23 protein-coding genes are annotated in these 23,388 nt (G+C 60.0%); 1 reads left to right on the forward strand and 22 read right to left on the reverse strand.

Going from position 1 to position 23,388, the window contains the following annotated elements; translation table 11 throughout:
• Nucleotides 1–9: 9 nt before the first annotated feature.
• The 19 genes from CHB88_RS00760 to CHB88_RS00850 form a co-directional block, all read right to left on the reverse strand.
• Entirely contained in the window at nucleotides 10–2,049 is a 2,040-nt protein-coding gene (locus CHB88_RS00760; protein ID WP_245844620.1) for a primosomal protein N', read from the reverse strand.
• Between the two features lie 427 nt (nucleotides 2,050–2,476).
• The gene (gene hemE / locus CHB88_RS00765; RefSeq protein ID WP_089397385.1) at nucleotides 2,477–3,562 is read right to left on the reverse strand and encodes a uroporphyrinogen decarboxylase; all 1,086 of its coding nucleotides are present in this window, start codon (nucleotides 3,560–3,562) and stop codon (nucleotides 2,477–2,479) included.
• 94 nt (nucleotides 3,563–3,656) lie between these two features.
• Nucleotides 3,657–4,385, reverse strand: coding sequence for an SGNH/GDSL hydrolase family protein (locus tag CHB88_RS00770; RefSeq protein WP_089397386.1), 729 nt, complete (start codon nucleotides 4,383–4,385; stop codon nucleotides 3,657–3,659).
• An 87-nt stretch (nucleotides 4,386–4,472) separates the two neighbouring features.
• Complete coding sequence (locus CHB88_RS00775; protein ID WP_089397387.1) at nucleotides 4,473–4,910, reverse strand: CoA-binding protein; 438 nt, start codon at nucleotides 4,908–4,910, stop codon at nucleotides 4,473–4,475.
• Between the two features lie 83 nt (nucleotides 4,911–4,993).
• A complete protein-coding gene (locus tag CHB88_RS00780; protein ID WP_089397388.1) occupies nucleotides 4,994–5,416 on the reverse strand; it encodes a F0F1 ATP synthase subunit epsilon in 423 nt (140 codons plus the stop codon).
• 55 nt (nucleotides 5,417–5,471) lie between these two features.
• Nucleotides 5,472–6,851, reverse strand: coding sequence for a F0F1 ATP synthase subunit beta (gene atpD, locus CHB88_RS00785; RefSeq protein ID WP_089397389.1), 1,380 nt, complete (start codon nucleotides 6,849–6,851; stop codon nucleotides 5,472–5,474).
• Between the two features lie 35 nt (nucleotides 6,852–6,886).
• A complete protein-coding gene (atpG, locus tag CHB88_RS00790) occupies nucleotides 6,887–7,756 on the reverse strand; it encodes a F0F1 ATP synthase subunit gamma (protein WP_089397390.1) in 870 nt (289 codons plus the stop codon).
• A 27-nt stretch (nucleotides 7,757–7,783) separates the two neighbouring features.
• Complete coding sequence (gene atpA, locus CHB88_RS00795; protein ID WP_089397391.1) at nucleotides 7,784–9,319, reverse strand: F0F1 ATP synthase subunit alpha; 1,536 nt, start codon at nucleotides 9,317–9,319, stop codon at nucleotides 7,784–7,786.
• Nucleotides 9,320–9,377: 58 nt separating this feature from the next.
• Nucleotides 9,378–9,911 carry a F0F1 ATP synthase subunit delta gene (locus CHB88_RS00800; protein ID WP_089397392.1) on the reverse strand — a complete coding sequence of 178 codons (534 nt, stop codon included), beginning with the start codon at nucleotides 9,909–9,911 and terminating at the stop codon, nucleotides 9,378–9,380.
• A 2-nt stretch (nucleotides 9,912–9,913) separates the two neighbouring features.
• Nucleotides 9,914–10,384, reverse strand: a complete 471-nt coding sequence (locus tag CHB88_RS00805; protein ID WP_089397393.1) for a F0F1 ATP synthase subunit B — start codon at nucleotides 10,382–10,384, stop codon at nucleotides 9,914–9,916.
• 72 nt (nucleotides 10,385–10,456) lie between these two features.
• Nucleotides 10,457–10,702 carry a F0F1 ATP synthase subunit C gene (gene atpE, locus CHB88_RS00810; protein WP_089397394.1) on the reverse strand — a complete coding sequence of 82 codons (246 nt, stop codon included), beginning with the start codon at nucleotides 10,700–10,702 and terminating at the stop codon, nucleotides 10,457–10,459.
• 59 nt (nucleotides 10,703–10,761) lie between these two features.
• Nucleotides 10,762–11,592 (reverse strand): F0F1 ATP synthase subunit A, encoded by an 831-nt coding sequence (atpB, locus tag CHB88_RS00815; protein ID WP_089397395.1) that lies wholly within the window; start codon nucleotides 11,590–11,592, stop codon nucleotides 10,762–10,764.
• 1 nt (nucleotide 11,593) lies between these two features.
• A complete protein-coding gene (locus tag CHB88_RS00820; RefSeq protein WP_089397396.1) occupies nucleotides 11,594–11,932 on the reverse strand; it encodes an ATP synthase subunit I in 339 nt (112 codons plus the stop codon).
• Between the two features lie 216 nt (nucleotides 11,933–12,148).
• The gene (locus CHB88_RS00825) at nucleotides 12,149–13,039 is read right to left on the reverse strand and encodes a ParB/RepB/Spo0J family partition protein (RefSeq protein WP_176442277.1); all 891 of its coding nucleotides are present in this window, start codon (nucleotides 13,037–13,039) and stop codon (nucleotides 12,149–12,151) included.
• Between the two features lie 13 nt (nucleotides 13,040–13,052).
• Nucleotides 13,053–13,823: a ParA family protein gene (locus tag CHB88_RS00830; RefSeq protein ID WP_089397397.1), complete on the reverse strand. Its 771-nt coding sequence runs from the start codon at nucleotides 13,821–13,823 to the stop codon at nucleotides 13,053–13,055.
• Nucleotides 13,824–14,236: 413 nt separating this feature from the next.
• A complete protein-coding gene (gene rsmG / locus CHB88_RS00835) occupies nucleotides 14,237–14,896 on the reverse strand; it encodes a 16S rRNA (guanine(527)-N(7))-methyltransferase RsmG (protein ID WP_245844622.1) in 660 nt (219 codons plus the stop codon).
• A gap of 3 nt (nucleotides 14,897–14,899) precedes the next feature.
• The gene (gene mnmG / locus CHB88_RS00840; RefSeq protein WP_089397398.1) at nucleotides 14,900–16,825 is read right to left on the reverse strand and encodes a tRNA uridine-5-carboxymethylaminomethyl(34) synthesis enzyme MnmG; all 1,926 of its coding nucleotides are present in this window, start codon (nucleotides 16,823–16,825) and stop codon (nucleotides 14,900–14,902) included.
• A 137-nt stretch (nucleotides 16,826–16,962) separates the two neighbouring features.
• Nucleotides 16,963–17,700, reverse strand: a complete 738-nt coding sequence (locus tag CHB88_RS00845; RefSeq protein WP_089397399.1) for a hypothetical protein — start codon at nucleotides 17,698–17,700, stop codon at nucleotides 16,963–16,965.
• Nucleotides 17,701–17,738: 38 nt separating this feature from the next.
• Nucleotides 17,739–18,500, reverse strand: a complete 762-nt coding sequence (locus tag CHB88_RS00850) for a sulfite exporter TauE/SafE family protein (RefSeq protein ID WP_176442296.1) — start codon at nucleotides 18,498–18,500, stop codon at nucleotides 17,739–17,741.
• Nucleotides 18,501–18,663: 163 nt separating this feature from the next.
• On the opposite strand from CHB88_RS00850, the gene CHB88_RS00855 reads away from it, so the two are divergent.
• Nucleotides 18,664–19,830 carry an iron-containing alcohol dehydrogenase gene (locus CHB88_RS00855; RefSeq protein ID WP_089397401.1) on the forward strand — a complete coding sequence of 389 codons (1,167 nt, stop codon included), beginning with the start codon at nucleotides 18,664–18,666 and terminating at the stop codon, nucleotides 19,828–19,830.
• A 336-nt stretch (nucleotides 19,831–20,166) separates the two neighbouring features.
• Here CHB88_RS00855 and CHB88_RS00860 read toward each other — a convergent pair whose 3' ends face one another.
• The 3 genes from CHB88_RS00860 to CHB88_RS00870 form a co-directional block, all read right to left on the reverse strand.
• Nucleotides 20,167–21,138, reverse strand: a complete 972-nt coding sequence (locus tag CHB88_RS00860) for a branched-chain amino acid ABC transporter permease (protein WP_089397402.1) — start codon at nucleotides 21,136–21,138, stop codon at nucleotides 20,167–20,169.
• Nucleotides 21,139–21,151: 13 nt separating this feature from the next.
• Nucleotides 21,152–22,036 (reverse strand): branched-chain amino acid ABC transporter permease, encoded by an 885-nt coding sequence (locus CHB88_RS00865; protein WP_089397403.1) that lies wholly within the window; start codon nucleotides 22,034–22,036, stop codon nucleotides 21,152–21,154.
• Nucleotides 22,037–22,151: 115 nt separating this feature from the next.
• On the reverse strand, nucleotides 22,152–23,360 hold the full coding sequence (locus tag CHB88_RS00870; RefSeq protein ID WP_089397404.1) for an ABC transporter substrate-binding protein: 1,209 nt from the start codon (nucleotides 23,358–23,360) through the stop codon (nucleotides 22,152–22,154).
• Between the last annotated feature and the right edge of the window lie 28 nt (nucleotides 23,361–23,388).

A 23,388-nucleotide genomic window follows, 5' to 3' on the forward strand; every position in this document is an offset into this window, starting at 1 on the left:
TGATCCGGTTCAGATATCGACCGGATCGACTTCCAGCGACCACCGGACGCGCGTCCGGGCGGCTCGCAGCGCCTTCATCCATTCGCGCAGGAAAGCCTGCAGCGCCGGGCGCGACACGCATTCGATCAGCAGCTGCGCCCGCTCGGTATTGGCAACCCGCGTCAGCGTCATCGGGATCGGTTCGTTGATGGTGATGCCGGGATGGTCCATCAGGCCCGCTGCCGTCGACAGGAAATCCAAGGCTTCCTGCAGTTCCCGCGCTTCCGCTCGCAGCAGGGCCTGGTGCATGTAGGGTGGCAGGCCCGCTTGCTCCCGCTCCTCCAGCAAGCCGGCGGCGAAGCGCGCATAGTCGTGCGCCATCACCGCGCCATACAGCGGGTGCTGCGGATAGCGCGTCTGTATCCATACCTCGCTCGGATTGCCCCCATCCTGCTGCCCTGCCCGGCCAGCGCGGCCGGCCACCTGCATCAACTGGGCGAACAGGCGCTCGCCGGCGCGGTAGTCATGCGAGAACAGCGCGGTGTCGGGATTGAGCACGCCGACCAGGGTAAGACGCTGGAAGTCGTGGCCCTTGGCCACCATCTGCGTTCCGACCAGGATGTCGACGTCGCCGCGGTGAACGGTATCGAACGCCGCCTGGGCGCTGCCCTTGAGCCGGGTGGAATCGGCGTCGATGCGCAGGATGCGAGCCTGCGGAAACATCTGCTGCAGTCCTTCCTCGACGCGCTGGGTGCCGCGCCCCATCGGCTGCAGGTCGACGTTGCCGCAGGTCGGACATGAGCGCGGGATGCGCTGCTCGAGGCTGCAATGGTGGCAGCGCAGACGGTGCTCCGGCTTGTGCAGCACCATGAAGGCGGTGCAGCGCGGGCAGTTGCTGACCCAGCCGCAGGCGTCGCAGGACAGCACCGGCGCATAGCCGCGCCGGTTCAGGAACAGCAGCGTCTGCTCGCCTTTTTCCAGGCGCGCCTTGATGGCGCCGATCAGCGTCGAGGTGATGCCCTCGGATGGCTTGTCGCGTTCCATGTCGATCAGGCGCACGGTCGGCAATACGGCGTTGCGTACCGCGCGTTCATGCAGATCGATGCGGCGATACCGGCCGGACTGGGCATGCTGCCACGATTCCAACGAGGGCGTGGCCGAACCGAGCACGACCGGAATGTCGAGCTGGCGGGCACGCCAGATGGCTAGGTCGCGCGCCGAGTAGCGCAAGCCTTCCTGCTGCTTGTAGGAAGGGTCGTGCTCTTCGTCGATGATGATCAGCTTCAAGTGTGGCAACGACGCCAGCACCGCGAGGCGGGTGCCGAGGATGATGCTGGCCTGCCCCAGGTGCGCGGCCAGCCAGTGCGTCAGCCGCTCGCCCTCGGCCAGCCCGCTGTGCAGGGTAGCCAACGGCAGGCCGGGAAAGCGTGCCCGGATGTTTTGCTCGAGCTGCGGCGTGAGGTTGATTTCCGGCACGAGGATCAGCACTTGAGCGGGCTGGCCGGCTGCCTGCGCACGCTGCAGCAGGCAAGCAGCGGTTTGCAGGTACACCTCCGTCTTGCCGCTGCCGGTGACGCCGTGCAGCAGGATCGGGGCAAAGCCGGGCGCAACGGCAATTGCTTCCACCGCCTGACGCTGGCCGGCGTTGAGCTCTTGAGCGGCTACCGGGGTCGGATCGGGGGCGGCATGAAGCTTGGCCAGCCGCTTCAGCGCCCGCTCCAGCGAAACCGGCGTGCCAGCGCGCAGGTTCTTCGGCAGCGCCGGCACCATTACTTCGCCCAGCGGGCGCTGGTAATAGTCGGCCGCGAAACGGCAGAGCGACAGCCATTGGCCGGACAGCGGCGGGAGATTACGCCGCACGGCAAGCACCTCCTTCACCTTTTCCGGCGGGACGTCGGACTGATGCACGACATCGATGATGACGCCGGACGTTTCGCGGCGGCCGAATGGGACGAGGGCGAGCTGGCCGATCTCGGGCGGCGCTTCATCCTCGCGCTCAGGCACCCAACGGTAATCGAAGACTTGGTCGAGGGGCGTGTCGAGGGCGAGCTTGAGGAAGGTTGAATTCACTGGACGAGTCGATTCCGGCTTGAGCGTGGCGTGACATTTTCGCCGCATCGGACCTTGTTCGCCGTCATGCCGGCGATAGGTCTGAACTTAAAGTAATTCTTCCGATTCGGCGTTAAGTGCCGGTTTTTGAAGCGCAATTTTTAAGCGGGCAAAGCTGTGGATAACTTTGTGGAAAAAAGGAGGCGTTTGTTCGCAGTGCTATTCTTGCGCACGCACAAAGTGCGGACAAATCCTCCTTCCCAGGTTTTTTCCTTTTTATTTTCAGTGGCTTAAGTCTGCCTCTGCGTCGCTGAGGCTGATTTCCTATCTGAAACCCGGGTTTTTTGCCATCCCATCTTTCTGTGAATAAGGCGGCCGGCGCACTTGGGATGCAGGCCTCGCCGGGCGGGCGCGACAACGGGTCTGAAATGGTTTTGCAGGCCTGGCATCAAGCCCGGATCTGGCGGCTCATGCTGTGAACCGCCTCCACCATGACGGCGACGGCTTCGGGTGGCGTGAACTGCGAGATGCCGTGACCGAGATTGAATACATGGCCGCTGCCATTCGCGTCCGGCTTGCCAAAGGCGTTCAAGACTTGGCCAACCTCCATGCGTATCGTTTCATCGCTGGCGAACAGCACGGCGGGGTCGAGATTGCCCTGCAGCGCGACCTTGGAGCCGACCCGGCGGCGGGCTTCGGCCAGGTTGACGGTCCAGTCGAGGCCGACGGCGTCGCTGCCGATATCGGCGATCTCCTCGAGCCAGAGCCCGCCGCCCTTGGTGAAGACGATGCAGGGGATGCGAACGCCGTCGACGTCCCGCTTCAGCTGGCTCACCACCTGGCGCATGTAGTGCAGGGAGTATTTCTGATAGGCCCCGTCGGCCAGCGCGCCGCCCCAGGTGTCGAAGATCATCACGGCCTGCGCGCCAGCATCGATCTGCGCGTTCAGATACGCGGCGACTGCGGCGGCATTGGTCTCGAGAATGTGGCGCATCAGGTCCGGACGGTTGTAGAGCATGGTCTTCACCGTGCGGAAGTCGTCAGAGCCGCCTCCTTCCACCATGTAGCAGGCAAGAGTCCATGGGCTGCCGGAGAAGCCGATCAGGGGCACGCGGCCATCCAGGGCCTTCCGGATCTGCGTGACGGCGTTGAACACGTATTGGAGGTCGCCGAGGTCGGGCGCCTGCAGCGCCTTCACCGCCGCTTCGTCGCGCAGCGGATGCTTGAATTTGGGACCTTCGCCATCGGCAAAATACAACCCCAGGCCCATGGCATCGGGGACGGTGAGGATATCGGAGAACAGGATGGCTGCATCGAGCGGATAGCGATCCAGCGGCTGCAGCGTCACCTCGGTGGCGTAGTCCGGGTTCTTCGCCAGGCCGAGGAAGGAGCCGGCGCGCTTGCGGGTGGCGTTGTACTCGGGCAGGTAGCGGCCTGCCTGGCGCATCAGCCATACGGGGGTGTAATCGGTCGGCTGGCGCAGCAGCGCGCGCAGGAAGGTATCGTTCTTGAGAGGGGCGAAGGTATTTGACATGGCGGACTTTCAGTAAGCCGCCATTATCGCCCAAGCGGGACGCCTCGGCACGTTGCTTGGCAGGCTTGTGCGCCGCGCCGCGGCTTTTGGCGGGTTACGGGGTAGGACAGGAGGCGGCCAGACGCATCGCCCATGTGGCGCAGCCCGCGGCGGACGGATGGAATCCATCGCTCGCCATCAGGTGAGGCTGCAGGATGGAAGGCGGCAAGGGAACATGGCTGACGTTGGCATACCTGCGGGCGACGAGCCTTGCTTCGTTGTCCAACGTAGCGGCCTTGAGGCCGAGCACGGTCCGCAATGGCATAGGCAAGGCGGGAAAGCGACCGACTGGCGGCACGCCCGAGAGCAGGATGCCGCTCGGCTGCAGCCGCCGGTTGACCATGTCCAGCAATTGCGTCAGCTTGTCGCGCCAGCGGTTCGGAGAAAGAAAGCTGGTCGTATCGTTCACGCCGAATCCGATGAGCACGATGTCGGCATGGCACGCCGGTAAGGCGGGCAGCAGATGGAGAATTCCATGGTCCAGCGTGGCCCCATTCCGGCCTAGCGATTGCCAGGCGACGCTGCGCCGGAAGCGCATCGAGAGCTGCGCGGCGAGCTGGGCGGTAATCGCTTCGTCTTGCCATTGGACGCCGACGCCCGCGATGGTGGATTCTCCGATACCCACCAGGCGTAATGGCTGGCCGCCATGCTGCGTGCCATGGATTCCCTCCGTCGGTCCATCGGCCTCGGGCAGCCGGGGAATGCGGCGCCGTGCCGTACGGCCCTGCAGCATCAGGAAGGGCAGCAGCGGGACGGCAGCGAGTTCGGGAATCCAGCGTCGCATCGGCGGTTTTCCTGGTAGGCCATGGGCGTGTGACGCATCATACTCGGGAAGAGGAAGCCGGCGCTGACGGAGGATTTTCTGCGTGGCTCAGCTGCCGTGAAGCCGCATGTGCTCGATCTTCATGCAATGATCCATGACGACCTGCAGACCTGCGGCTTCGGCGCGGCGCGCCGCTTCTTCGTTGACGATGCCGAGCTGCATCCAGACGCAGCGGGCGCTGATGGCGATGGCTTCCTCGACGATGGCAGGAATGCTTTCCGGCTTGCGAAAGCAGTCGACGATGTCGATCGGCGTTCCTTCTCCCTGCAGCATGGCCGCGGCCTGGGTCAGGGTTGGGTAGCAATGCTCGTTGAGGATGCGCCCGCCGGCGTATGCGGGATTGATGGGAATGATGCGGTAGCCGTGCGCTTGCAGGTACTTGGCGACGCCGTGGCTGGGCCTTTCCGGGTTGGCGGAGAGGCCGACCACGGCGACCGTGCGCGACTGGCTGAGCAGTTCCGGGATGGACATCGCTTGCTGGCGCATCATTCCTCCGCAAAAAACGCTGCAAATGACTGCAAATGAAAAAGGCAGCCCGAGGGCTGCCCTTCATTGTACTGCCGCTGCGATCAACGCTTTTGACGCAGCTTCTGGATCGCCTGCAATTGCGCAATGGCCGCAGCCAGTTCGGCCTGGGCTTTTGCGTAATCGATCTGCGTATCCTTGTTGGCGAGGGCTTCCTCGGCAACGCGCTTGGCTTCGGCTGCCTTGGCTTCGTCGAGGTCATGGCCGCGGATGGCGGTATCGGCGAGCACCGTGACCGCATTCGGCTGGACTTCGAGGATGCCGCCGGCGACGAACACGAACTCGTCTTCCGCCTGGTTCGGTACCTTGATGCGTACCGCACCCGGACGGATGCGGGTGATGAGCGGGGTGTGCATCGGGTAGATGCCCAGCTCGCCCGATTCGCCCGGCAATGCGACGAATTCCGCCTCGCCCGCGAAGATTTCCTCTTCGGCCGAAACAACGTCTACATGAATGGTATTTGCCATGGGGTTTCCTGTCCGGCGCGCCGGCCTGCCCGCGAAGGCCGGCCGGCTTGCTGGGTTAGCTTACTTTCTTGGCTTTTTCGATTGCTTCGTCGATCGTGCCGACCATGTAGAACGCCTGCTCGGGCAGGTGGTCGAGCTCGCCGGATGCAATCATCTTGAAGCCCTTGATCGTATCCTTCAGCGAAACATACTTGCCAGGTGCGCCGGTGAACACTTCGGCGACGTGGAAAGGCTGCGACAGGAAGCGCTGCATCTTGCGGGCGCGAGCCACGACCAGCTTGTCTTCCGGTGCCAGCTCGTCCATGCCGAGAATCGCGATGATGTCGCGCAGTTCCTTGTAGCGCTGCAGCGTGCCCTGAACAGCGCGGGCGGTCTCGTAGTGATCCTGGCCGACGACGTTCGGGTCCAGCTGACGCGAGGTCGAGTCGAGCGGGTCCACGGCGGGGTAGATACCCAGCGCGGCGATGTCACGCGACAGAACGACGGTGGAATCGAGGTGGGCGAAGGTGGTTGCCGGCGACGGGTCGGTCAAGTCGTCCGCAGGGACGTACACGGCCTGGATCGAGGTGATCGAACCGGTCTTGGTGGAGGTGATGCGCTCCTGCAGGCGGCCCATCTCTTCGGCCAGGGTCGGCTGGTAGCCCACCGCGGACGGCATACGGCCCAGCAGCGCGGACACTTCGGTACCGGCCAGGGTGTAACGGTAGATGTTGTCGACGAAGAACAGCACGTCGCGGCCTTCGTCACGGAAGGATTCGGCGATCGTCAGGCCGGTCAGCGCCACGCGCAGACGGTTGCCCGGCGGCTCGTTCATCTGGCCGTAGACCATCGCGACCTTGTCGAGAACGTTGGAGTCCTTCATCTCGTGGTAGAAGTCGTTGCCCTCACGGGTACGCTCGCCCACGCCTGCGAACACCGACAGACCGGAGTGCTGCTTCGCGATGTTGTTGATGAGTTCCATCATGTTCACGGTCTTGCCCACGCCGGCGCCGCCGAACAGGCCGACCTTACCGCCCTTGGCAAACGGGCACACCAGGTCGATCACCTTGATGCCGGTTTCCAGCAGTTCCTGCGACGGGGACAGCTCGTCGTAGGCCGGCGCCTTGCGGTGGATGGAAGCGCGAACGTCGGTCGCGACCGGACCGGCTTCGTCGATCGGGTTGCCGAGCACGTCCATGATGCGGCCCAGCGTGGCGGGACCAACCGGCACCGAGATCGGGGCAGCGGTGTTTTGAATGGTCATGCCGCGGCGCAGACCTTCGGAAGAACCCAGCGCAATGGTACGGACCACGCCGTCGCCAAGCTGCTGCTGCACTTCCAGGGTCAGCTCGGAGCCTTCCATCTTCAGGGCGTCGTACACCTTCGGCATTGCATTGCGCGGGAACTCCACGTCCACCACGGCGCCGATACACTGAACGATTTTGCCTTCAGCCATTTTCGTTCCTTCAATATAGATTTAGATTCTTTACGTTAAACCGCAGCTGCACCAGCGACGATCTCGGACAGTTCTTTCGTGATCGCGGCCTGGCGGGTCTTGTTGTAGACCAGTTTCAACTCGCCGATCACGTTGCCTGCGTTGTCGCTGGCCGCCTTCATCGCCACCATGCGCGCCGACTGCTCGGACGCGATGTTCTCGGCGACGGCCTGGTAGATCAGGGCCTCGACATAGCGCACCAGCAGCTCGTCGATGACGGTCTGGGCATCCGGCTCGTAGATGTAATCCCACGAGTGGGCGCTTTTCTCGGTCTGCATCCGTTCGGCCGACAGCGGCAGCAGCTGTTCCAGCATCGACTCCTGCTTCATCGTGTTGATGAATTTGGTGTAGCAGATGTAGACGGCGTCGAGACGGCCTTCCTGGTAAGCGTCGAGCAGCACCTTGACCGGCCCGATGAGCTTTTCCAGATGCGGCGTGTCGCCGAGCTGGGTAGCCTGAGCCACCACCTTGGCGCCGATGCGGTTGAGGAAGCCGAGACCCTTGTTGCCGATGGCGACGGTTTCGATCTTGTTGCCTTGGCCTTCGAGTTCACGCACCTTGTTGGTCACCGTGCGCAGCACGTTGGTATTCATGCCGCCGCACAGACCCTTGTCTGTGGTGACGACGATGATGCCGACGGTCTTCGACGCGTCCTGCTTGACCAGGAACGGATGCGAGTACTCGGGGTTGGCCTGGGCCAGATTGGAGGTGATGTTCCGAATCTTTTCACTGTAGGGACGGGCGGACCGCATCCTGTCCTGCGCCTTGCGCATCTTGGATGCGGCGACCATTTCCATCGCCTTGGTGATCTTCTTCGTATTTTCTACGCTCTTGATCTTGCCACGTATTTCTTTACCTGCAGCCATGAGTAATTACTCCTTGCTTCGGCGGGCTCAGAAGGTTTTCTTGAAGTCGGCAATCGCGGCGGCCATTTGTGCTTCGCCGTCTTTATCGAGTTGCTTGGTGTCTTCAATCTTCTGCAGCAGCGCGCCATGGCTGGTCTTCATGAAGTTATGAAGACCGGATTCGAAGGCGAGCACGCGCTTGACGTCGATGTCATCGAAGTAGCCCTTGTTGACCGCGAACAGCGAGACGGCCATCAGGGAGATCGGCAGCGGCGAGTACTGCGGCTGCTTCAGCAGTTCGGTGACGCGGGCGCCGCGGTCCAGCTGCTTGCGGGTCGCTTCGTCGAGGTCGGACGCGAACTGGGCGAACGCGGCGAGTTCACGGTACTGCGCCAGGTCGGTACGGATACCGCCGGACAGGCCCTTGATGACCTTGGTCTGGGCGGCGCCACCGACGCGGGACACCGAAATACCGGCGTTGATCGCGGGACGGATGCCGGAGTTGAACAGCGAAGTCTCCAGGAAGATCTGACCGTCGGTGATCGAAATCACGTTGGTCGGAACGAACGCGGACACGTCGCCGGCCTGGGTTTCGATGATCGGCAGCGCGGTCAGCGAACCGGTCTGGCCCTTGACTTCACCGTTGGTGAACTTTTCGACGTAGTCGGGATTCACGCGAGCGGCACGCTCGAGCAGGCGGGAGTGCAGATAGAAGACGTCGCCCGGGAATGCCTCGCGGCCCGGCGGACGGCGCAGCAGCAGCGACACCTGACGGTAGGCCACGGCCTGCTTGGACAGGTCGTCATACACGATCAGCGCATCCTGGCCGCGGTCGCGGAAGTATTCGCCCATGGCGCAGCCGGAGTAGGCCGAGATGAACTGCATCGCGGCGGATTCGGAAGCAGAAGCGGCGACGACGATGGTGTACTCCATCGCGCCGTTGGCTTCGAGCGCGCGCACGATGTTCTTGATGGTCGATGCCTTTTGGCCGATCGCGACGTAGATGCACGTCATGTTCTGGCCTTTTTGGTTGATGATGGCATCAACCGCAACGGCGGACTTGCCGGTCTGGCGGTCGCCGATAATCAGCTCGCGCTGGCCACGGCCGATGGGCACCATGGAGTCGATCGCCTTCAGGCCGGTCTGCATCGGCTGCGACACGGACTGACGCGCGATGACGCCCGGGGCGATCTTCTCGATCGGAGAGCTCAGCTTGGCGTTGATCGGACCCTTGCCGTCGATCGGCTGACCGAGGGCGTTGACGACGCGGCCCTTGAGTTCCGGACCGATGGGGACTTCCAGCACGCGGCCGGTGGTCTTGACGGTGTCGCCTTCGGAAATGTGCTCGTATTCACCGAGGATAACGGCACCGACGGAATCGCGCTCGAGGTTCAGCGCCAGGCCAAAGGTGTTGCCCGGGAATTCCAGCATCTCGCCCTGCATGGCGTCGGAGAGGCCGTGCACGCGCGCGATGCCGTCGCTGATAGAGATGACCGTACCTTGATTGCGGATTTCAGCGGTGTCGCCAAGGCCCTGAATCCGGGTCTTGATCAGTTCGCTGATTTCGGAGGGGTTGAGTTGCATTGCTAACTCCTAAAATTGTTCACTTGCTTGACGCTCTGTCGCGGCGGTGGCCGGCGAATCAGGCGGTCAGCGCGGTGTGCATCTTCTGCAGCTTGGCGCGGACGGAGGTGTCGAGGACTTCGTCGCCAACGACGACGCGCACGCCGCCAATCAGGGAAGAGTCGATCTTGACCGTCGGATTGAGCTTGCGTCCGAACTTCCGCTCCAGCGTCGCCACCAGATCCGCCACCTGTGCCTGGGTCATCTCGAACGCGCTGACGATTTCCGCATCGGCCGCACCGGCATCCGCATTTTTCAGGGCATGGAACTGCTTGCCGATTTCCGGCAGCAGATTGAGACGACCGTTCTCGACCAGCATGCCAATGAAGTTTTTGACTTCCGGCGTAACGCTGGACTTGAGCAGGGAAACGAAAGTTTCGCTGACCTGCTGGTTGGTGAGCTTGGGATTGCTGACGAATTGCTGGACATCCGGGAGGGAGGCTACCTGCGCCATTTCCGACACGAGGTCGGACCATTGCGCGAGGTTGCCGGACTTCGCCACCCGGTACAGGGCTTCTGCGTAAGGACGAGCGATGGTAGCCAGTTCCGCCATGATTACAGCTCGTTCTTCAGTTGGTTCAGCAGGTCGGCATGCGCCGCTGCGTTCACCTCACGCTTGAGGATCTGTTCTGCGCCCTTGACCGCAATGGTTGCGACCTGGTCGCGCAGTTCCTCGCGTGCCCGAGTGACTTGCTGCTCTGCGTCAGCCTTGGCGGCGGCGATGATGCGCGCTGCTTCGTCGGCGGCAGTTTTCTTGGCTTCTTCGATGATGGACTGGGCGCGCTTCTCGGCATCCGCCACGCGCTTCTGGCCTTCGTCGCGTGCGGAGGCGAGTTCGGCCTGAACGCGCTTTTCAGCGGCGGCCATTTCAGCCTTGCCACGTTCAGCGGCGGCGAGTCCGTTGGCGATCTTCTCGGCGCGTTCGTCGAGCGCCTTCATCAGCGGCGGCCACACGAACTTCATGGTGAACCACGCGAGGATGAAGAAGACCACGAACTGCGCAAACAACGTTGCATTTAAGTTCACGGTATTTTTCCTTCTTTAAATAACGAGTGCCGAACCTTCGGTCCGGCAATCGATAACCATCGTTTAGCGGTATTACGCGCGGACGAACGGGTTTGCGAAGGCGAACAGCATGGCGATACCAACGCCGATCAGGAATGCCGCGTCGATCAGGCCGGCCAGCAGGAACATCTTGGTCTGCAGGGTGTTCATGAGCTCAGGCTGGCGAGCGGAAGCTTCGAGGTACTTGCCGCCCATGATGGCGATACCGATACAGGCGCCGATAGCACCGAGGCCGATGATCAGACCGCAAGCCAGAGCAACAAAAGATACGTCAGTCATTTGAGTTCCTTTAAAAGTTAAGTGAAGTTAATTGAGATGGTTAGGATTTGAAACGAAACTTAGTGTCCTTCGTGCGCTTGGCCGATGTACACCAGGGTCAGCATCATGAAGATGAAGGCCTGGAGGATGACGATCAGGATGTGGAAGATGGCCCAGATGGAACCGGCGATCACGTGGCCGACGAAGCCGAAGGCGGTGGCCATGGAACCGAGCAGTGCAATCAGCAGAAACAGCAGTTCGCCGGCATACATGTTGCCGAACAGTCGCATGCCGAGCGAAACGGTCTTGGCGGCATACTCGATCAGGTTCAGCAGGAAATTGAAGGGCGCCATGTAGATGCCGAACGGCGCGGCGAACAGCTCGTGGATCCAGCCGCCCACACCCTTGATCTTCAGGCTGTAGTAAATCATCAGCGCGAGCACGCCAAGGGCGATGCCGAGGGTGCCGTTGAGGTCGGCGGTCGGCACCACGCGATGGTGGATGTCGATGCCGATCATGCGGAACAGGCCGGAGAAGAGGTCGACCGGCAGGAAGTCGAGCGAGTTCATCAGGGCAACCCAGACGAACACGGTCAGCGCCAGCGGCGCGATAAAGCGGCGATCACCGTGAACGATGGCCTTGGACTGGTCCTCGACCATCTCGACGACCATCTCGACGAAGGCCTGCAGACGTCCCGGGACGCCGGCCGTGGCACGGCGAGCAGCGAGCCACATGATGAAGCAGCCAACCACGCCCATGGCGACGGACCAGAAGACCGTATCCATGTTGATGATCGAAAAGTCGACGATCTTTTCCTGATGGTGGGTGGAGAGATGTCCGAGGTGGTGGACGATGTATTCGGAGGCAGTTGGGGCGTGCGCCGCTGCTCCTTCGACAGGTGTGGATGCCATGCTAGTGCCTAAATAATAAGATGATGTAACTCTTCAGTGCCACGATGAAGGCGGCGATGAGCGCCAGCCAGTTCAGATCGCGGTACAGCGTCGCCACCGCGCCGAGAAACGCGATGGTCAGTGCAATCTTCATAAATTCGCCGATGAAAAACGTCATCGGATTGGCGCCGCCCGGCTTCTGCGCGCCGATGAAAAGGCGCAATGCGAACAAGCCATTTGGCACAACACAGCACAGTCCGCCCAAGATCGCCGACACGAACGCATGCACTCCACCGATCAAGCCGGCCACACAGCCGGCAGCGACTGTCGCCGCTAATTGAAGGAGGACAATGCGAAGCATGTTTGCCCGGAAGGGGTCGATGCACGGAAACGTTGATGTTGTCATGTTCCGCGCCCGCCTTGATTCGTGGAACGCCTTGGAGCGTTTTGTGAAACCACGGGATTATATGTTTATTGCGCCTAGTGCGTCAAACGATTGGTGCACTGCTTGAGTGCGCACCAAGCATGGCATGCGATGACGTAATTTACTATTGGTAAGAGACTAGCCTGCGAAGGCTCAGGCTTCTGCTTTGGCTTTTAGACGGGCGATGAGTTCATCGAGCATATCGAGGTCAGCGAAATCGATGATCAGCTGGCCGCGATTCTTGGCACCGAGTTTCACGGAGACGTTCGTGGCAAGCGCGTCGGACAATTCCTCTTCCAACTGCGCGATGTCGCGCGACTTTTCCCGCACCGGCCGCGGCTTGTTCGCCGTCTGCTCGGCGCTGCGCGCCACCAGCTTCTCCGCATCCCGCACCGACATGCGTTTGGCAACGACCTGGTTGGCGAGCGTAATCTGGGTTGCGGCATCGACCGCGAGCAAGGCACGCGCATGACCCATGTCGATGTCGCCGGCCATGAGCATGGTCTGCACCGGCTTGGCCAAGTTCAGCAGGCGCAGCAGATTCGATACCGCGCTGCGCGAGCGTCCTACCGCATTGGCCGCCTGTTCATGGGTAAAGTTGAAGTCGCTGATCAGCCGGTGGATGCCTTGCGCTTCTTCCAGCGGATTCAGGTCTTCACGCTGAATGTTTTCGATCAGCGCCATGGCAGCCGCGGCGAGATCGTCCACGTCTTTTACCAGTACCGGCACCTCGGTCAGGCCGGCGATCTGTGCCGCACGGAAGCGGCGTTCGCCGGCGATGATCTCATACCGGTCCCGTGCGCCTTCGAGCGGCCGCACCAGAATGGGCTGCATCAGGCCCTGCGCCTTGATGGAGGCGGCCAGCTCGTTCAGCGCACCTTCATCCATGCGCGTACGCGGCTGGTATTTGCCAGCCTGTAGCTGACCGACCTGCAGCGCGTTGGGTGCGCCCGGCACGCTCGGCACCGCTTCGATGACGTCCCCTGCTCCGCCGAGCAGCGCATCCAGGCCGCGGCCCAGTCCCTTGGATTTCTTGATGACCATGATGATGTTTGCTTTACATTGACTTGATGCGGTCCACCATTTCGGCGCCGAAGGTGATGTAAGCCTGCGCGCCCTTCGAAGCGGGATCGAAGTTGACGCCCGGCATGCCATATGACGGTGCCTCGGCCAGGCGCACATTGCGCGGAATGATGGTTTTGAAAACCTTGTCGCCGAAGTGCTGCTCGAGTTGGGCCGAGACCTGCTGCGACAGCGTAATGCGTGGATCGAACATGACGCGCAGCAGTCCGATGATCTTCAGTTCGGTATTCAGTTTGGCGTGCACTTTCTTGATGGTATTGACCAGGTCGGACAAGCCTTCGAGCGCATAGTACTCGCACTGCATCGGAATGATGACGCCATGGGCGGCACACAAGCCGTTCAGCGTCAACATGGAAAGCGCTGGCGGGCAATCAATCAGCATGAAATCGTATTCGCCCTCCACTTCCGCCAGCGCCATTTTCAAACGCTTTTCCCGCTGTTCCAGCTCGACCATTTCCACTTCGGCACCGGCCAATTCACGGTTCGCCGGAAGTACGTCGAACCCGCCGCTTTCGGAAGCTTGTCTTGCCTGCTTGACATTGGCGAGGCCGAGTAACACTTGGTAAACCGAAGCAGGCAGCGTGGCCTTGTTGATGCCAGCACCCATCGTGGCATTGCCTTGCGGGTCAAGATCAACAAGAAGCACGCGCTGCTTCAGTTGCGCCAATCCTGCGGCAAGGTTCACTGCTGTTGTCGTCTTGCCGACGCCACCCTTCTGATTGGCGACACAAAAAATTTTGCCCATATCTTCTACTTGTTCCGGTGTGCAGCGGTTGGTCGCCATGCCGCTTGTTGTCTGTCGTCTATCGCGCGTTGCATCGTGTCCTGCTTGATTTCGGTCTTGGTGCTACGAGACGAAAGGTGAAGGGAGAAGCCACATTCGACACAAAACAAAATGAGGCACCATAGTAGCGCTCAATTCATTTTTTGCCAGCAATATTTTTGTGTTCACCTTCGTCGCTTTGTGTAGCGATGCAGTTCAAAGCAACACAGGCTGCAGCAAAAATCCCCTTCCCTTTTGCATCACCCTCCGCGACACAAAACATCATCCTTGCAACGCCCCGCAACGACTATTTATGCCTGAATGCTTTCTTGCCGATTTGATCTGCAGTGGCGCACAGGTCATTTTTGAGATAGTTAATGGAGCGCTCATTCCGGTTATGTCGCCTCCCGGCCCACCATGAGCAGGTGGCGCTCGGCATCCAAGCCAGGCACGCAAAGAGGAACAACCTCAGTGACCTTCCAGCCAGCCGGAAGTCGCGCAATTTCATCAACAGGTACCACGCCTTTCAATGCAATGAATCGGCCTGCATCGGCCAGCAGATGGCCAGACCAGCTGACGAAGTCGGACAAGTCCGCGAAAGCGCGGGAAGTGATGACATCGAATTTGTCCGCCGTGTCCAACTGCTCTACTCTGCCGGTATGCACCGTCACATTCATCAGGCGGAGTTGACTGCGCACTTGCGTGAGGAAGGCGGTTTTCTTGTGAACGGTGTCGATCATGTGAACCTGCATCGTCGGGCAAGCTATTGCCAGCACGATTCCCGGCAACCCGCCTCCTGCGCCAACGTCGAGCACACGCGAAGCGCTGATGAATGCCGGGACCGCCGCGAGAGAATCCAGCAGATGATGCGTCACCATCTGAAGCGGGTCGCGCACAGCGGTCAGGTTGTAGACAGTGTTCCACTTCAGGAGCAAAGCCAAGTAATCGAGCAACAAGGCTTGCTGCTGCTGCGACAGGTCGAGTGACAAGGTAGCGATACCGTCCGCCAGCACCGCCGCCAGTTGCTGCATGTCCGCTTGCTTGGATGTCGCCATGGATCAGGCCGCCGGGGAAGCGGGTGTCATTTCCTTGAAGCCGCCCTTCTTCAGGTGCACCAAAAGCAGCGACACCGCAGCCGGGGTCACGCCGGAAATGCGTGATGCTTGACCCAGGGTCTCCGGCCTGTGCTTGTTCAACTTCTGCCTCACCTCGACCGACAAACCTTTGACTTCCATGTAATCCAGCGATGCCGGCATCTTCAGGTTTTCGTAGTGGTCGTGGCGTTCTACTTCGCGTGCTTGGCGATCGATGTAACCGGCATACTTGACCTGAATTTCAACCTGTTCGCGGATGGCGGGATCGTTCACGCCAGGACCAGCCAGTGCAGTGCCGTCCTCCCCTTTCAGGCTCATCAGCGCTTCATAACTTACGTTGGGACGCCGCAGCAGATCAGTGAGCGCATACTCACGTTCAATTGCCTTTCCAAGGACCCGCTCTGCCTCTTGCGATGGCAGCATGCGGGGGTTCACCCAAATCGATTTGAGGCGTTCCGTTTCACGTGCCACCGCTTCCCGCTTGCGTTCAAAAGCCTCCCACTGTGCGTCGCCGACACAGCCCAGTGTGCGGCCGATCTCGGTCAGGCGCATATCGGCATTGTCTTCACGCAAGCTGAGTCGGTACTCTGCCCGACTGGTGAACATCCGATAAGGCTCTTGTACGCCTTTGGTAATGAGGTCGTCCACCAACACGCCGAGATAAGCCTCATCACGGCGTGGGGTCCATGCTTCCCTTCCCTGTGTATGAAGTGCCGCGTTCAGTCCAGCCAGCAATCCTTGCGCTGCCGCTTCTTCGTAGCCGGTCGTGCCGTTGATTTGCCCAGCAAAGAACAACCCTTCAATTGCCTTGGTTTCCAGCGATGCTTTCAAACCTCGTGGATCGTAGTAATCGTACTCAATCGCATAACCCGGTCGTAGGATGAAAGCATTCTCCAGACCTTTCATCGAATGAACGAGTGCCAATTGGACGTCAAACGGCAAACTGGTCGAGATACCGTTGGGATAGAACTCGTTGGTCGTCAAACCTTCGGGTTCGAGGAATATTTGGTGCGAGGCTTTGTCAGCGAAGCGATGAATCTTGTCCTCGATCGAAGGGCAATAGCGCGGACCGACGCCTTCGATTACCCCGGTGTACATCGGGCTGCGATCCAAACCGTTACGGATGATTTCGTGCGTGCGCTCGTTGGTATGGGTCACCCAGCACGGCATCTGCTGCGGATGCATCGCTGCAGAACCCATGAAGGAGAATACCGGCACCGGATCAAGATCTCCCGGCTGTTCGGCCAACACACTGAAGTCGATGGTTCGCCCGTCGATGCGCGGGGGTGTACCCGTCTTCAACCTTCCCTGTGGCAACTTGAGTTCTTTCAAGCGCGCCGAAAGCGAAACCGCCGGCGGATCCCCTGCCCTGCCGGCTGAGTAATTATTCAAGCCGACGTGAATTTTGCCGTCGAGAAAAGTACCGGCAGTCAGCACCACCGCGCGTGCGCGAAACTTGATACCAACCTGGGTGACGGCACCCACGACTTTGCCACCTTCCAGCATCAGATCGTCTACTGCTTGCTGGAAGAGGTGTAGGTTCGGCTGGTTCTCTAACCGGCCTCGGATCGCTTTCTTGTAAAGAATTCGGTCCGCTTGTGCTCGTGTGGCCCGTACTGCGGGACCTTTAGATGAATTCAGGATGCGGAACTGTATGCCAGCTTCGTCCGTGGCAATCGCCATTGCACCGCCAAGCGCATCGACTTCTTTGACAAGATGGCCTTTGCCGATGCCACCGATTGAAGGGTTGCATGACATTTGGCCGAGAGTTTCGATATTGTGAGTCAGCAGCAACGTGGATTGCCCCATGCGAGCAGAAGCCAATGCAGCCTCGGTTCCGGCATGGCCGCCGCCGACGACGATAACGTCAAATTCTTTTGGGTATAGCATTTTGCCTAAGGGAGACGCAAAAGGAAATGATTCGCCTCCGACGGAAGCGGAGCGAATGACTTGTGACAGGTTCAGAAGGGATTATAAGGGTTTTCGGAGGGCGCTTTTGAACGTCCTTTGTGTTTCACGTGAAACCACTACAGAAATCGTCGCAGCAGGTAGAAGCCGATAATGAAGATGCCAAGCAGCGTCAGGAGGAGTGACGCCAGCGGAAGCTCGATCGACCCATCCTTTACCTGGTTTAATCGAAGGCTTTCATTCTTTCGCTCAACTTCTTGTTCTTCTTCGTGTAGTTCCGTAGCCGAGCAGTTTTCTTCCACGATCTTTATAGAACGTTCTCGGCATGTGGGCGCTAGTGCCTGCGTTGCCATCCCTGCCTCTCTCCTAGGCCCGTGTTCATCACGCGGAGTCTGTGCCGGCTGAGGCTCACGCATCATCGCTTCGATTTTGCTCAGCAGTTCACCACGTGCGCCTGGAATATCAACCGGTTTTGCGGACGGGGATTGCGGAGCACGGTATTCATCTTCCGTGAGGTCCAATAATTCCTCTGGATTAGTCGAGAAAAGCGTAACTGGATCGAGCGGATCTTGCTTCAGAAAATTTTGCACAACCTCGTTGTCCAACTCTTCTTTGTTGCCCTCATCAGGCAATAGAACTTCCGTTACCAGTTCCATCTTGACCAGCTTTTCCGCTGCCACCGTAACACGGACCGCCGTCAACCGCGTCAGTTTCGCGATGACTGCATCGAGGCTGCTCACTCCATCAATGAGGATAAGCACGGTGCGCTCGCTTTGAGTCAGCCTTCCGCTTTTTTGGTAAATCTCATCCTTGCCACTTTGTGTTCGTTGGAGCACGACATTAGCGCTGATTTGCACATTTACCTCGCCTATGTTTCACGTGAAACAGGGCTTCTCTAGCGGAAAAAGGCATCAAAACCGGTTTTGAAAATCAATGCGGAAACGACCAAAAGAAAAAGCTTCCGAACGAAACCGCTTCCATAACGAATAGCTAGCCTGCTTCCGATTAAAGAGCCTCCAATATTACAGACCGCCATGGCAGCACCCAGCTGCCAGATCATATGTCCGCTATGCCAGAACCAAAGCAAGGCAGCTAGGTTGCACGATACGTTCACTACTTTCGCTGCCGCGGATGCATGCAAAAAATCGAACCCGAATAGCCTCACGAAAAAAAACACGAGAAAGCTGCCTGTGCCGGGACCGAAAAAGCCGTCGTAAAAACCAATTGAGCCCCCAGTGATACCTGCAAGTGCCTTTTCCTTATTCCCTGTGAAAGCCGGTTGATGAACCGTTCCCAGGTCTTTCTTCTTCAACGTATAAACCGCGACTGCGATCAAAATAAACGGCAGCAGGCGGCGCAGGAAATCAGGCGGAATACGAGTTACCAGATAAGCGCCAAGGAAAGAAAAGACAAAAGCCGCTGCTGCCGCGGGTGCCGCCGTGCTCCAGGAGATTTTGACTTTTTTCGCGTAGCTGAAAGCGGCTGCCGCCGTACCCCAAATACTGGCAAGCTTGTTCGTGCCGAGCAAAGTAGCCGGCGTGATATTCGGAAACACCGCGAAGAGCGCCGGCGTCTGGATCAAACCTCCTCCACCGACAACGGCGTCGATCAACCCTGCCAAAAAGCCTGCAAGACAAAGCACAACGTATTCACTTATCATTATTAAACCCTTGTAACAAATGCAGCGGCAATATGCCTTTAGGCAGGTGCGTAAGGCATGGTTAGCCGAAACGAAACTTCCCATTTTACTTCGGCTACAAAATGCTTATCCGCAATAACACAGAGGCCAGGACCTCGAAAAATACCGGAGACTTCATCTCATGACCCCATCCCCCGCGTTTTCCTTCAGCACCGTCTCGCATCTGCTGTCCGAACCAGGCGGTGCCAAGCAGCTAGGCGACTGCATTCGCACCCAATTTCCGCAAGTTCGGAAGGCGCTTGTTGTCACCGACGCCGGTTTATTGAAAGCCGGCTTGCTGCAACCATCTCTGCAAAGCCTGGAAGCGGTCGGGATCGGCATCGTGACCTTTTCCGATATCATTGCCGACCCCCCAGAAGCGGTGGTGCTGGAGGCAGCCAGTCAGGCGCGGCAACACCAGATCGACATGGTGATTGGCTTTGGCGGAGGAAGCTCCATGGATGTGGCCAAGCTCATCGCCGTGTTGGCAGCAGGCGAACAAGATCTCCAGTCCATGTACGGCATTGGCAATGTAAAAGGCGGACGCTTACCGCTAGTGCAAGTACCCACTACTGCCGGAACCGGCTCCGAGGTGACACCAATCTCGATCGTGACCACAGGAGAGACCACAAAAATGGGGGTGGTATCACCCCAGCTGTACGCCGATCTGGCTATCCTAGACGCGGAATTGACGATAGGCCTGCCACCCAAGATCACTGCGGCGACAGGGATCGACGCCATGGTACATGCCATCGAAGCGTACACCTCCAAGGTCAAGAAGAATCCCCTGTCCGACATGCTTGCCAAGGAAGCGCTTAGATTGCTTTCACGTAATTTATTGCGTGTCTGTGAGAATGGGAAGGACATCGAAGCAAGACAAGCGATGCTGCTCGGCGCCATGCTCGCCGGCCAGGCGTTCGCCAATGCACCGGTGGCGGCGGTACATGCCCTCGCCTATCCGATCGGCGGCATTTTTCATGTGCCCCACGGACTGTCGAATGCCTTGGTCTTGCCCCATGTTTTGCGCTTCAATGTGCAGCACGCCGGACATTCGTATGCGGAACTGGCCGACATCGTCTGCGCGGGCCAAGGCAAAGGCGTGGAAGAAAAGAGCGCCGCCTTCATCGATTACTTCGTGAATCTGGCCCAGAAAGTGGGCATTGAAACCCGGTTATCTCAGGTGGGGATCACGGAAGCGGATCTGGACCGATTGGCGGATGACGCCATGCTGCAGACAAGACTGCTGGGGAACAATCCGCGGGATGTCACGCGCGCGGATGCGCGGGCCATTTACGCCGAAGCGCTGTAGCACGACGGTAAGGTGCTCAGCGCCGTTCAGCCTGCCCAAAATCGGGTCGAAAGTAGCTGTGAAGCCGGAGCCCGGCCAGGCCAATCGACGGCCCGGCCGGCAGTCTTCCGTCCTGTATCCGATGTGTGCAAGCCACGGCTTTCCTTTGTTGCCAGGGCAGTCCTGGCCACCGGCAAGATGCCGACATCCGCTTCACCACGAAATCGCACCAGCGCTCATTTTTCACACTTCGGCAGCAGAACTCGTGTTCAGCTTGGCAGACATCCCGAGTCAACGCCCAAAGAAAAGGGCTGGCGCTCATCGAGACGCCAGCCCTTAGTCTGAACAGCGGTTGATTCAGCGGGCGCCGACCCGCCTCGTGAAAGCGATCAGCTCACCGACAATGCCTCGGCGGAAGGCAAGCACGACAATGATGAAGATCAGGCCGGTGACGATCGTGACCGACTCGCCGATGGAGCGGAACCATTCGACGCTGGTGAGCGAGGCCAGCCAGTTGCCCATGTCGCCAATCTTGTTTTCCAGCGCGATGATGATGATGGCGCCGACCACCGGTCCGGCCAGGGTGCCAAGGCCGCCGACCAGGGTCATCAGCACCACCAGACCGGACATGGACCAGTGAACGTCGGTCAGGGTTTCGAAGCCCAGCACTACCGTTTTGGTAGCACCAGCCAAGCCTGACAACGCAGCGGACAACACGAACGCCAGCAGCTTGAAGCGGCTGGCATCGTAGCCGAGGGAGATGGCGCGCGGCTCGTTCTCCTTCACTGCCGCCAGCACCTGCCCGAAGGGTGAATGTACCGTCCGCACGATCAGAGCGAAGCCGGCGACGGCGATGGCCAGCACCACGTAATACAGCGTGAGGTCGTCGCCGAGGTCCACCATGCCGAGCAATCGCCCGCGCGGAACGCCCTGCAAGCCATCCTCGCCGCCGGTGAACGGCGCCTGCAGGAAGATGAAGTACAGCATCTGCGCCAGCGCCAGCGTGATCATGGTGAAGTAGATGCCCTGACGGCGAATCGCCAGCAGGCCCATCACAAGTCCGAAGAAGGCGGCCACCACCACACCGCCGATGATGCCCAGCTCGAACGGCAGCCCGACATTCTTCAGCAGATGGCCGGTGATATAGCCGGCGCCGCCAAAGAAGGCGGCATGGCCGAAGGACAGCAGGCCGGTAAAGCCGATCAGCAGGTTGAATGCGCAGGCGAACAGCGCGAAGCACAGCAGCTTCATCAGGAACACCGGATACATGAAGAACGGCGCTGCCAGTGCGGCTACCAAAGCGATCGTATAACCGAGTTTCTTGTTCATTGCTCAGGCCCTCTTATTTTTCTTTGCCGAACAGGCCGGCGGGACGAATCATGAGCACGATCGCCATGATGATGAAGACCACCGTGGCCGAGAGCTCAGGGTAGAAGACGCGCGTGAAGCCTTCGATCACGCCCAGTCCCAGGCCGCTGAGAATGGAGCCCAGGATGGAGCCCATACCGCCGATCACCACCACCGCGAACACCACGATGATGAGGTTGGAACCCATCAGCGGCGAGATCTGCACCACCGGCGCGGCCAGCACGCCGGCGAAAGCCGCCAGCGCCACGCCGAAGCCGTAGGTCAGGGTCACCATCAGCGGCACGTTGATGCCGAAGGCTTCCACCAGCTTGGGATTCTCGGTGCCGGCGCGCAGGTAGGCGCCGAGCTTGGTCTTCTCGATGACGAACCAGGTCAGCAGGCACACCACGATCGACGCCAGCACCACCCAGGCGCGGTATTTCGGCATGATCATGAAGCCGAGGTTGAAGGCGCCGGACAGCGCATCGGGCACCGAATACGGCTGGCCGGAAACGCCGTACACCGAGCGGAACAGGCCTTCGAGCAGCAGCGTGATGCCGAAGGTCAGCAGCAGGCCGTAGAGGTGGTCGAGCTTGTACAGCCAGCGCAGCATGGTGCGCTCGATGATCATGCCGAACACGCCGACCAGCAGCGGCGCGGCGACCAGCATGACCCAGTAATTGACGCCGAGGTAGCTCAAGCCCATCCAGGCGAAGAAGGCGCCCATCATGTACAGGGCGCCGTGGGCGAAATTGATCACATTGAGCAAGCCGAAGATGATCGCCAGGCCAAGCGACAGCATGGCGTAGAACGATCCGTTGACCAGGCCGAGCAGCAGCTGGCTCAACATCGCTTGCAAAGGGATGCCGAAAATTTCCATGGCGGTGTGCGAGAGAGGACTCTCGAAAGACGAACTGTGGCAGGCGCCGTTCCGGGCGCTGGCAAGGCCTCCCGGCCTGGAACGGCGGATTTTTTTTATCGACTACCGGATCCGCTTACTTCCAGAGCGAGCACTTGGTCTCGGCCTTGGTGGTGAAAGCCTGATCGCCCGGGATGGTCTGGACCACCTTGTAGTAATCCCAAGGATACTTCGACTCGGACTGCGCCTTCACCTGCATCAGGTACATGTCGTGGATCATGCTGCCGTCGACGCGATAGCTGCCGTTCTTGGCGTAGACGTCGTTCACCTTCTGCGAGCGCAGCTTGGCCATGACCTTGTCGGTATCGTCGCTGCCGGCTGCCTTCACCGCGGTCAGGTATTGCGTTGCGGCGGAGTAGTCGGCGGCCTGCAGGCTGGACGGCATCTTCTTCATCTTCTCGAAATAGCGGCGGGACCACTTGCGGGTGTCGTCATTCTGGTCCCAGTACCAGCTGTCGGTGAGGTACATGCCCTGGGTCAGGTTCAGGCCGAGGGAATGCACGTCGTTGATGAACATGAGCAGACCGGCCAGCTTCATCGACTTGGTGACGCCGAACTCGTTGGCTGCCTTGATGGCATTGACGGTGTCCCCGCCGGCATTGGCCAGACCGAGGATCTGCGCCTTCGAGCTCTGCGCCTGCAGCAGGAAGGAGGAGAAGTCGGAGGCGTTGAGCGGATGCTTGACCGAACCCACCACGCTGCCGCCCGAGGCCTTGACCACGGTGGCGGTATCGCCTTCCAGCGAGGCGCCGAATGCATAGTCGGCCGTCAGGAAGTACCAGCTCTTGCCGCCCTGCTTCACCACCGCCGAGCCGGTGCCCTTGGCCAGCGCCACGGTATCGTAGGCGTAGTGGATGGTGTACGGGGTGCACTCTTCATTGGTCAGGCGGGCGGTGCCGGCGCCGATGGAAATGAAGGGCTTCTTCTTTTCCGCAGCGACCTTGGCCATCGACAGCGACGTGCCGGAGTTGGTGCCGCCGATCAGCATGTCCACGCCTTCGCGGTCGAACCATTCGCGCGCCTTGGAAGCGGCGATGTCGGCCTTGTTCTGATGGTCGGCCACCACCAGCTCGATCTTCTTGCCGTTGACGTTGCCGCCGAAGTCGGCGATCGCCATGCGGATCGCTTCGACGCCGCCGGCGCCGTCGATGTCGGAGTAGAGGCTGGACATGTCGGTGATGAAGCCGATCTTCACTACGTCGCCCGAAATCTGGGCCATGGCAGAGCCGCCCATGCCCAGCGCACAGGTGGCGCTTACTGCGAGTGCCAATTGCTTCAACTTCATGCTGTTCTCCTTTGGTTATGGCGCCGGC

The sequence above is a fragment of the Noviherbaspirillum humi genome (genome assembly GCF_900188095.1).
GTDB lineage: Bacteria > Pseudomonadota > Gammaproteobacteria > Burkholderiales > Burkholderiaceae_D > Noviherbaspirillum > Noviherbaspirillum humi.

Bases quoted from the DNA above. Each gene is read 5' to 3' on its own strand.
- atpD (WP_089397389.1), bottom strand. From the start codon at position 6,851: ATGGCTGAAGGCAAAATCGTTCAGTGTATCGGCGCCGTGGTGGACGTG.
- CHB88_RS00770 (WP_089397386.1), bottom strand. From the start codon at position 4,385: ATGCGACGCTGGATTCCCGAACTCGCTGCCGTCCCGCTGCTGCCCTTC.
- CHB88_RS00800 (WP_089397392.1), bottom strand. From the start codon at position 9,911: ATGGCGGAACTGGCTACCATCGCTCGTCCTTACGCAGAAGCCCTGTAC.
- CHB88_RS00775 (WP_089397387.1), bottom strand. From the start codon at position 4,910: ATGCGCCAGCAAGCGATGTCCATCCCGGAACTGCTCAGCCAGTCGCGC.
- CHB88_RS00865 (WP_089397403.1), bottom strand. From the start codon at position 22,036: ATGGAAATTTTCGGCATCCCTTTGCAAGCGATGTTGAGCCAGCTGCTG.
- CHB88_RS00870 (WP_089397404.1), bottom strand. From the start codon at position 23,360: ATGAAGTTGAAGCAATTGGCACTCGCAGTAAGCGCCACCTGTGCGCTG.
- CHB88_RS00820 (WP_089397396.1), bottom strand. From the start codon at position 11,932: ATGCTTCGCATTGTCCTCCTTCAATTAGCGGCGACAGTCGCTGCCGGC.
- CHB88_RS00825 (WP_176442277.1), bottom strand. From the start codon at position 13,039: ATGGTCATCAAGAAATCCAAGGGACTGGGCCGCGGCCTGGATGCGCTG.
- atpA (WP_089397391.1), bottom strand. From the start codon at position 9,319: ATGCAACTCAACCCCTCCGAAATCAGCGAACTGATCAAGACCCGGATT.
- CHB88_RS00860 (WP_089397402.1), bottom strand. From the start codon at position 21,138: ATGAACAAGAAACTCGGTTATACGATCGCTTTGGTAGCCGCACTGGCA.
- rsmG (WP_245844622.1), bottom strand. From the start codon at position 14,896: ATGGCGACATCCAAGCAAGCGGACATGCAGCAACTGGCGGCGGTGCTG.
- CHB88_RS00780 (WP_089397388.1), bottom strand. From the start codon at position 5,416: ATGGCAAATACCATTCATGTAGACGTTGTTTCGGCCGAAGAGGAAATC.
- CHB88_RS00855 (WP_089397401.1), top strand. From the start codon at position 18,664: ATGACCCCATCCCCCGCGTTTTCCTTCAGCACCGTCTCGCATCTGCTG.
- atpG (WP_089397390.1), bottom strand. From the start codon at position 7,756: ATGGCTGCAGGTAAAGAAATACGTGGCAAGATCAAGAGCGTAGAAAAT.
- CHB88_RS00830 (WP_089397397.1), bottom strand. From the start codon at position 13,823: ATGGGCAAAATTTTTTGTGTCGCCAATCAGAAGGGTGGCGTCGGCAAG.
- hemE (WP_089397385.1), bottom strand. From the start codon at position 3,562: ATGTCAAATACCTTCGCCCCTCTCAAGAACGATACCTTCCTGCGCGCG.
- atpB (WP_089397395.1), bottom strand. From the start codon at position 11,592: ATGGCATCCACACCTGTCGAAGGAGCAGCGGCGCACGCCCCAACTGCC.
- mnmG (WP_089397398.1), bottom strand. From the start codon at position 16,825: ATGCTATACCCAAAAGAATTTGACGTTATCGTCGTCGGCGGCGGCCAT.
- atpE (WP_089397394.1), bottom strand. From the start codon at position 10,702: ATGACTGACGTATCTTTTGTTGCTCTGGCTTGCGGTCTGATCATCGGC.